Here is an 8,628-nt window from a genome sequence, read left to right on the forward strand (position 1 = left end):
CGGCTTTCCGGCGGCGTCTAACCGACATCGCTGCCGCGCTCGACTTGGGGCCGCGGCGTGCGCAGGCGGCGCATCTGCGACGCCCGGCTGGCGGCATAGAGGCCCAGCTTCCACCGGCTCTCGGTGTTGTCCGGGAACTTCGCGTCCACCAGCCTGCTCACCTTGCGGCCCAGCAGCAGCCCGTCGACCATCATCACGGCCATCAGCAGCAGCATCGCCGGGGAGACGTAGAGCTGCAGCTGCGGGGTGGTGAACATGGCGAACATCAGGAACAGGGTCGCCGGCATGAACAGGCCCAGCAGGTTGCGCCGGGCGTCCACCACGTCGCGCACGTAGCGCCGGACCGGGCCCTGGTCGCGCGGCAGCAGGTAGGCCTCGTCACCGGCCATCATGCGCTCCCGGCGGTTCGCCATCCGGGCGCGGTTGGCGGTCCGGTCGGCCTTGCGCTCCTCGCGGCTGAGCTTGGGGCCGGCCAGCGACTTGCGGCGGGCCCGCGCCTCCGACGCGGTCATCGGTGCGGGCGCGACCGGCCCCTTGCGCGCGGTGCGCCTGGCCTCGTTGCGCTTGGGCGTCGGGCGGCCCTTCGGGCTGGTGCCGCGCGATCCCCGAGAGGCGGTCGCGGGGGAACCGGCGGCGTCGACTGCGGCCGCGCCTTCGTCAAGATCGTCTTGGCCCTTCTTACGGCCCATCAGCTTCACAGAGGCCAGGTTACTTCGCGGACGGCCCGTCCCGGAATTGGCTTGGAATGCCTTGCTATTAGACCTGCGTCAGCCCCTCACTTGGCCCTACTCTTACCAGTGATGAATGGCTTCCTGTGATGGACGACGGGTCGATGGCCTCGGATGATGCTGGCTTTGGCCTCGCTCCCGGCCGTCTGCAGCTGCCCGCCATGCTCGTCCTGGTGGCTCCGGACTGTTACGGCGACAGCATGACGGCCGTGGAGGCCGCGGCGGCCATCGCGACCGGGTGGACCCGCAGCCGCCCGCGCGACCGTTTCATCGTCGCCCCGCAGTCCGACGGCGGTCCCGGCTTCGTCGAGGTGCTCGCCAGCCGGCTGGGGGGCAAGACGCGGCGCCTGCGGGTGTCCGGGCCGCTGTCCACCATGGTCGAGGCGCAGTGGGTGTTCGACCCCGCCACGACCACCGCCTACCTGGAATGCGCGCAGGCGTGTGGCCTGCCCCTGCTGGGCGGCCCGCCCACCCCGGAGACCGCGATGGCGGCCCACAGCAGGGGAGTGGGACAGCTGATCGCCGAGGCGATGCGGGCCGGTGCGACGCGGATCGTGGTCGGGCTCGGCGGCAGCGCGTGCACCGATGGCGGGCAGGGCATGATCGCCGAGCTCGGCGGCCTGGATTCCGCCCGCCGCCAACTGGCCAACGTCGAGCTCATCGCCGCCTCCGACACCGAATACCCGCTGCTCGGGCCGTGGGGGGCCGCCAGGGTGTTCGGGCCGCAGAAGGGCGCCGACACGGTCACGGTCGCGGCGCTGGAGGTCCGCCTGCAGGCATGGGCGCTCATCCTGGAAGCGGTGGCCGGGCGCGACGTCAGCGCCGAACCGGGCGCGGCGGCCGCCGGCGGCATCGGCGCCGGGCTGCTGGCGCTCGGCGGCCGGTGCGAGTCCGGCGCGGCCATCATCGCTCATCACACCCGGCTGGAGGCCGATCTGGACATCGCGGAGCTCATCATCACCGGTGAGGGGCGCTTCGACGAACAGTCGCTGCACGGCAAGGTGGTGGGTTTTCTCGCGGACGCGGCCCGCCCGCGCGGAGTGCCGGTGATCGTGCTGGCGGGCCAGGTCGGCCTGGACAACGCCACGGTGCGCTCGGCGGGCATCATGGCCGCCCTGTCCATCGCCGATCACGCCGGGTCGGCGCGGCTGGCGCAGGCCGACGCGGCCAATCAGCTGATGGGTCTGGCATCGGTGGTGGCGGCGCGACTCGGGAATAGCGGTTCTGCAAGGTACCGTTGATCCAGTGGGCTTCCGCCGGGCGGATCGGGCCGCCGAACGCGAGACCAGCGGGCTCGAACCTGAACGAAGCCACCCAACGATGAGGCATGTAGGAGAAGCAATGACGGTGCAAAACGAGTCGAACGCCAAGACGCACGGCGTGATCCTGACCGAGGCCGCCGCCACCAAGGCAAAGTCCCTGCTCGATCAGGAGGGGCGGGACGACCTGGCGTTGCGTATCGCGGTCCAGCCGGGCGGGTGCGCAGGACTGCGCTACAACCTCTTCTTCGACGACCGGACGCTGGACGGCGACCTGACCGCCGACTTCGGCGGCGTGACGCTGACCGTGGACCGGATGAGCGCGCCCTACGTGGAAGGCGCCTCCATCGATTTCGTCGACACCATCGAGAAGCAGGGCTTCACGATCGACAACCCCAACGCCACCGGCTCGTGCGCCTGCGGCGACTCGTTCAACTGACGGGGTAAGCCCGCACGCCGGGCGCGCTCAGTACGAGCCGCCGGTGCGCAACACGTACGAGCACACCATGATCTCGCCCCGCTGGAAGAGCAGCTGGGCGATGCCCTGCAGGTCGCCGCGCAGCGGGCCCCCGCCCGCCGGGGACACCCGCATGGTGAACAGCGCCTGGGCCTGGTACTGCGACAGGTAGACGATCTTGTCGATCGAGGTCACCTCGACCTGGGAGAACTGCTTCCGGAACGCGTCGCTGCTGAGCTTGGCCAGCGCCTGGTCGGACCGCTTGTCGCGGACGCCGTCGTACATGCCGCACAGCGCGTTGCGTTCGATCTCCTCGATGTCGCGGTGGTCGAGGGCGTCCAGGTAGCCCTGGATGGCGGTCTTGGCGGCCCCCTCGGAGAAGGTCGCGCCGGTGTTGGCCCCGTTGGTGCGCACGCCGTAGACGATCGCCACGGTCAGGGCGGCCACCAGCGCGAGGGCGACCAGGATTCCGACGATCAGCCGCCGCTTGGACCGGCGCTGCGGGTAGGGCATCGGCGGCGGCTGCTGCCCGGCATAATTGGCGGGTGCGGCGTCGCCGGCGCGGCGGTCGTCGGGGTAATCGAGCGGCGGGGCCTGGGCCGGACGCTCGGGGCCGCTGGGTCCGCTACCGCCGACGATGTGGTTCGGCGACTGCGGACCTGCCATCGTGGTCTCCTACCGTGGTAGACGGGACTACTGCGGGATTACCCCGACCGGGCATCGCGTCCCGGCGACTTGAGCGAGTTCCCTAGGGAGGCTAGCGCACCGCCTCGCGCCGACGGTGGACACGACGACGGCGAGGACCCGTGCGTAAGCTAGATAACCTTACTAACGAAGGGCGGAGACATTCGTGACGATCGCGGTGACAGGTTCGATTGCGACCGACAATTTGATGCGGTTCCCCGGCAAGTTCTCCGAGCACCTGCTGGCTGAACACCTGCAGAAGGTATCGCTCAGTTTTCTGGTCGACGACCTGGTGATTCACCGCGGTGGTGTGGCGGGCAACATCGCCTACGCCATCGGCGTGCTCGGCGGCGACGTCGCGCTGGTGGGCGCGGCCGGCAACGACTTCGACGACTACCGGCAGTGGCTGCAGTCGCACGGCGTCAACTGCGACAACGTCCTGATCTCGAAGACGGCGCACACGGCGCGGTTCACCTGCACCACCGACGTCGACATGGCCCAGATCGCCTCGTTCTACCCGGGCGCCATGTCCGAGGCCCGCACCATCAAGCTCGCCGACGTGGTCGCGTCCATCGGCGAGCCGGACCTGGTCATCGTCGGGGCCAACGACCCGGACGCGATGGTGGTGCACACCGAGGAGTGCCGCAAGCTGGGCCTGCCCTTCGCCGCCGACCCGTCCCAGCAGCTGCCCCGCCTGTCCGGTGCGGAGATCGAGAAGCTCGTCGCCGGCGCGGCCTACCTGTTCACCAACGACTACGAGTGGGAGCTGCTGCTCAACAAGACCGGCTGGTCGGAGGCCGACGTGCAGGGCAAGGTCGGCCTGCGGGTGACCACACTGGGCCCCAAGGGCGTCGACATCGTCGAGCCCGACGGCACCACCACCCACGTGGGCGTGGTGCCCGAAACCAGCCAGACCGACCCCACCGGCGTCGGCGACGCGTTCCGCGCCGGTTTCCTCACCGGCCGCAGCGCCGGCCTGAGCCTGGAGCGCTCGGCGCAGCTGGGTTCGCTGGTCGCCGTGCTGGTCCTGGAATCGACCGGGACCCAGAACTGGGACTGGGACCGCGAGACCGCGGTCAGCCGGTTGGCCGGCGCCTACGGCGACGACGCGGCCAACGAGATCGCCGCGGTGCTGGCCTGACCTCGACGCCGGAGAGCCTCGGCTAGAGCTGCACGGGGTAGTGCGGCTCGCTGATCTGCGGCACGACGCTGTGCTCGACGAAGATCGCGTGCCAGAGCATGAAGATGAGCAGCGTCCACAGCCGGCGGCTGTGGTCGCTTGCGCCGTTGCGGTGCTCGTCGAGCATCCGCCGGACGGCGGCCAGGTCGACGAGGTGGCCGGCCTGTGAGGACGCCACCAGCCCGTACGCCCAGTCCAGCAGCTCGCCCGCGCGCAACCAGTGCCGGATGGGCACCGGGAACCCCAGCTTGGGGCGGTGCAGCACGTGCGCGGGAACGATCGGCTCCAGGGCCCGGCGCAGCGCGTACTTCGTGGTGGTGCGGGTGATCTTGGCGTCGACCGGCAGTCGCGAGGCGACGGCGAACACCTCGGGATCCAGAAAGGGCACCCGCAGCTCCAGCGAGTTGGCCATCGTCATCTTGTCCGCCTTGACCAGGATGTCGCCCCGCAGCCAGGTGAACAGGTCGACGTGCTGCATGCGGGCCACCGGGTCCCAGCCGGCCGACTGCGCGTACACCGAGGCGGTGACGTCGGTGTGGGTCCATTCGGGGCGGAAGCCGGGCAACACGTCGCGCAGCTGGGCGTCGGAGAAGCTGCGCGCGTTGCCGTAGTAGCGCTCCTCGAGCGTCAGCGAGCCGCGGTGCAGCAGGCTCTTGCCGCGCATGCCCTCCGGCAGCGGCTTGGACACCTTGCCCATCGACCGCCGCAGTGGCCGCGGCAGGTAGTCGAATGGCTTGAGCGACAACGGTTCCCGGTAGATCGTGTAGCCGCCGAACAGCTCATCGGCGCCCTCCCCGGACAGCACCACCTTGACGTGTTTGCGGGCCTCCCGGGCGACGAAGAACAGGGGTACCAGCGCGGGGTCGGCCACCGGCTCGTCGAGGTACCAGACGATTTCGGGCAGGGCGGCCACGAACTCGTCCGGGTGGACCACTTTGGCGACGTGGCGCGCGCCGATCGCCTCGGCGGAGGCCACCGCGACGTCGATCTCGGAGAAGCCCTCGCGCTCGAACCCGGTGGTGAACGTGATCAGCTTCGGGTTGTGCCGGATGGCCAGCGCCGCGATGGCGGTGGAGTCGATGCCCCCGGACAGGAACGCCCCGACGGTGACGTCGGCGCGCATGTGCTTGGCCACCGAGTCCTCGAGCACCGCGGTGATCTCGTCGTAGCGGGCCTGCTCGCCGCCGCGAGTGATCGGCGTGGCGGCGAAGCGCGGCACGAAGTAGCGGGTGACCTCCGGCTGCCCCCCGGGCCGGATCCGCGCGTAGCAGCCCGATTCCAGCCGGCGCACCCCGCGGTGCAGCGTCTCGGGCTCGGGCACGTACTGCAGCACGGTGTAGTGCTGCACCGCCCGCTCGTCGATCCGGGTGTCGAAGCCGACCAAATCCGCCAGGTCCAGCAGGCACTTCTTCTCGCTGGCCACCGCCGTGCCGCCGGTACCGGTCGCCATGAACAGCGGCTTGATGCCGAACGGGTCTCGGGCGCAGAACAATTCGAGGGTGGCGGTGTCCCACAGGGCGAAGGCGAACATGCCGCGCAGCCGGGTCAGGACGTCGGCGCCCCAGTAGTGGTAGCCGGCGACGATCGCCTCGCCGTCACCGTCGGTGGCGAAGACCGCGCCGTGCGCGGTGGCCAGCTCGTCGCGCAGCTCGAGGTAGTTGTAGATCTCCCCGTTGAACACCAGGACGTAGCGGCCGGGCGACTCCGGCGGGCCCCACCGCAGTGGCTGGTGCGAATGCGCGATGTCGATGATCGACAGCCGGTTGAAGCCGAACACGACGTTTCCGTCGGCGCCCGGGTCGGTCCAGGTGCCCGGTTCGTCGGGACCCCGGTGGCGCATCAGGTGCGACGCGCGCGCGATGGCATCGTCGGCGCGGGCGGCAGCGTCGTCAGTGGCACCGTCCGGGGCAGCGACGAACGCCAGCAGACCACACACGGCGCCCCAGTATGCCGCACTCGGCCGCCGCTCGTGCCGCCGCACACCCGTGCCGGGCCGGGGTTTCGTCGCTCGGGTCAGCCGCGTGGTCTACGCTGCGTAGTATTCGATATCCGAGCAGGAGGCGCCGACGTGACACCTCGCGAGCAGGTCCGTTCGCAACGTTTGTCGCAGGGCAGGTTTCAGGGCCGTTTTGGCAGCCGGTCCGGCATCGTCCGGCGGGGTCTGTCCCGTCGTCTGCGGCCGCTGGCGCTGGCCGCGACGTTCGGCGTGCTGGCGTTGACCCTGAGCGGGTGCAGCTGGGAGGACGTGCTGGGCCTGGGCTGGCCCAAGGGCATCACCCCGCAGGCCCACTACAACCGCGAACTGTGGCTCGGCGCGGTGATCGCCTCGCTGGTCGTCGGGGTCATCGTGTGGGGCCTGATCTTCTGGGCCACCGCCTTCCACCGCAAGAAGGCCACCGACACCGAGCTGCCCCGCCAGTTCGGTTACAACATGCCGCTCGAGCTGGTGCTGACGGTCACGCCGTTCCTGATCATCTCGGTGTTGTTCTACTTCACCGTGGTGGTCCAGGAGAAGATGCTGCACCTCGACAAGGACCCCGAGGTGGTGGTCGACGTCACCGCCTTCCAGTGGAACTGGAAGTTCGGCTATCAGCGCGTCGACTTCAAGGACGGCACGCTGACCTATGACGGCGCCGATCAGGCGCGCAAGAACGCGATGGTCTCCAGGCCCGAAGGCAAGGACGCCCACGGCGAGGAACTCGTCGGGCCGGTGCGCGGGCTCAACACCTCCGACCGCACGTACCTGAACTTCGACAAGGTCGAAACCCTGGGAACCAGCGACCAGATCCCGGTGCTGGTGCTGCCGACCGGCAAGCGCATCCAGTTCCGCCTGGCGTCCGCGGACGTCGTCCACACGTTCTGGGTGCCGGAGTTCCTCTTCAAGCGGGACGTGATCCCCAACGCCGAGGCGAACAACTCGATCAACGTCTTCCAGGTCGACGACATCAGCAAGACCGGGGCCTTCGTCGGGCACTGCGCCGAGTTCTGTGGCACCTATCACTCGATGATGAACTTCGAGGTTCGGGTGGTGCCGCCCAACGACTTCAAGGCTTACTTGCAGCAGCGCATCGACGGAAAGAGCAACTCCCAGGCATTGCAGTCGATCGGTCAGGCACCGCTGGCGGTGTCCACCCACCCGTTCGACACCCGCCGGGGCCAGTTGGCCGGAAGCCAGCAGTAGGTTAGGACACCAAATGCATATCGAAGCCAGGGTTTTCGAATTCGTCGCCGCGTTTTTCATTGTGGTTTCGGTGCTTTACGGGGTGCTGACCGCGCTTTTCGCCACCGGCGGTGAGGAGTGGGCGGGCACGACCGCGCTGGCGCTGACCGGCGGACTGGCGTTGATCGTGGCCACCTTCTTCCGGTTCGTCGCGCGCCGCATCGATACCCGGCCCGAGGACTACGAGGGCGCCGAGATCAGCGACGGAGCAGGAGAATTGGGCTTCTTCAGCCCGCACAGCTGGTGGCCGATCCTGATCGCGCTGTCGGGTTCGGTGACCGCGGTCGGCATCGCGCTGTGGCTGCCCTGGCTGATCGCCGCGGGCGTGATGTTCATCCTGGCATCGGTTGCGGGACTGGTCTTCGAGTACTACATCGGACCCGAGAAACACTGATCCGCACGCGTTAAGGTCACAATCCGATCACGTGATCTGTGGCCGCTTCGCCAGGACTTCTTTGCCCCTCTCGGTTCGGTAATGTTTTGCCCAGGCAAATGACAATTTCTCAAGCGCGCGCGCAACGATACGGCCGCCGGGCCCCGCGCGCTGGTGAGGCAGTCGGACAGGGCAGGCAAAGATGAGTGGGCCGAAACCCCCGGAATGGGAACCTGAGGAACCCGATTCCGTGAACGAGGCTCCCCATCAACCCGATTCCGACGGCGAGCCCGCGGACGCCCCCGAGCCCCTGGGCGAACCCGGTCCCGACGACGAACTCGAGCCCTTCGACAGCAGCGCCGAACCGGCGGCCGACCAGACGGGCCAGACCGACGTCTATTCGCGGGCCTATTCGGCCCCGGAGTCCGAGCACTTCATCAGCGGGCCCTACCTGCCGGCCGACCTCAGGCTCTACGACTACGACACCTTCGACGAGTCGACCGACGCCGACGACGAGCACGGCGCACCGCGCTGGCCGTGGGTGGTCGGGATCGCCGCCATCGTGGCCGCGATCGCGCTCGTCGTCTCGGTGTCGCTGTTGTTCGCGCGCACCGACACCACCAAGCTGGCCACCCCGAACACCACCACCGTCCCGTCGACGCCGCCGATGCAGGACGAGATCACGACCACCAAGCCGCCGCCCCCGCCGCCACCACCGCCCACGACC

Annotated in this window: 8 protein-coding genes and 1 pseudogene; 6 read left to right on the plus strand and 3 right to left on the minus strand. The window is 69.2% G+C overall.

What is annotated here, in order from left to right; genetic code table 11:
* Positions 1-17 precede the first annotated feature (17 nt).
* The gene (locus AWC03_RS19330) at positions 18-698 is read right to left on the minus strand and encodes a DUF3043 domain-containing protein (protein ID WP_085242321.1); all 681 of its coding nucleotides are present in this window, start codon (positions 696-698) and stop codon (positions 18-20) included.
* 191 nt (positions 699-889) lie between these two features.
* Here AWC03_RS19330 and AWC03_RS19335 point away from each other — a divergent pair, with 191 nt between their 5' ends.
* Positions 890-1,969, plus strand: coding sequence for a glycerate kinase family protein (locus tag AWC03_RS19335; protein WP_085242337.1), 1,080 nt, complete (start codon positions 890-892; stop codon positions 1,967-1,969).
* A 100-nt stretch (positions 1,970-2,069) separates the two neighbouring features.
* Positions 2,070-2,426 carry a HesB/IscA family protein gene (locus AWC03_RS19340; protein WP_067281389.1) on the plus strand — a complete coding sequence of 119 codons (357 nt, stop codon included), beginning with the start codon at positions 2,070-2,072 and terminating at the stop codon, positions 2,424-2,426.
* A 27-nt stretch (positions 2,427-2,453) separates the two neighbouring features.
* On the opposite strand, the gene AWC03_RS19345 is transcribed toward AWC03_RS19340, so the two are convergent.
* Positions 2,454-3,110 carry an Rv0361 family membrane protein gene (locus AWC03_RS19345; RefSeq protein ID WP_085242322.1) on the minus strand — a complete coding sequence of 219 codons (657 nt, stop codon included), beginning with the start codon at positions 3,108-3,110 and terminating at the stop codon, positions 2,454-2,456.
* Between the two features lie 184 nt (positions 3,111-3,294).
* On the opposite strand from AWC03_RS19345, the gene AWC03_RS19350 reads away from it, so the two are divergent.
* Complete coding sequence (locus AWC03_RS19350) at positions 3,295-4,269, plus strand: carbohydrate kinase family protein (RefSeq protein ID WP_085242323.1); 975 nt, start codon at positions 3,295-3,297, stop codon at positions 4,267-4,269.
* A gap of 22 nt (positions 4,270-4,291) precedes the next feature.
* Here AWC03_RS19350 and asnB read toward each other — a convergent pair whose 3' ends face one another.
* On the minus strand, positions 4,292-6,244 hold the full coding sequence (gene asnB / locus AWC03_RS19355; RefSeq protein WP_085242338.1) for an asparagine synthase (glutamine-hydrolyzing): 1,953 nt from the start codon (positions 6,242-6,244) through the stop codon (positions 4,292-4,294).
* Between the two features lie 132 nt (positions 6,245-6,376).
* Between asnB and ctaC the strand changes: the two genes are divergently transcribed.
* The 3 genes and pseudogenes from ctaC to AWC03_RS19370 all read left to right on the plus strand — a co-directional run.
* A complete protein-coding gene (gene ctaC, locus AWC03_RS19360; protein WP_085242324.1) occupies positions 6,377-7,489 on the plus strand; it encodes an aa3-type cytochrome oxidase subunit II in 1,113 nt (370 codons plus the stop codon).
* Positions 7,490-7,502: 13 nt separating this feature from the next.
* Positions 7,503-7,922, plus strand: coding sequence for a cytochrome c oxidase subunit 4 (locus AWC03_RS19365; RefSeq protein ID WP_085242325.1), 420 nt, complete (start codon positions 7,503-7,505; stop codon positions 7,920-7,922).
* Between the two features lie 181 nt (positions 7,923-8,103).
* Positions 8,104-8,628 (plus strand): annotated as a pseudogene (locus AWC03_RS19370) (MmpS family transport accessory protein); the annotation flags it as partial.

This window comes from Mycobacterium europaeum, from assembly GCF_002102155.1.
In the GTDB taxonomy this organism is placed as follows: Bacteria; Actinomycetota; Actinomycetes; order Mycobacteriales; family Mycobacteriaceae; genus Mycobacterium; species Mycobacterium europaeum.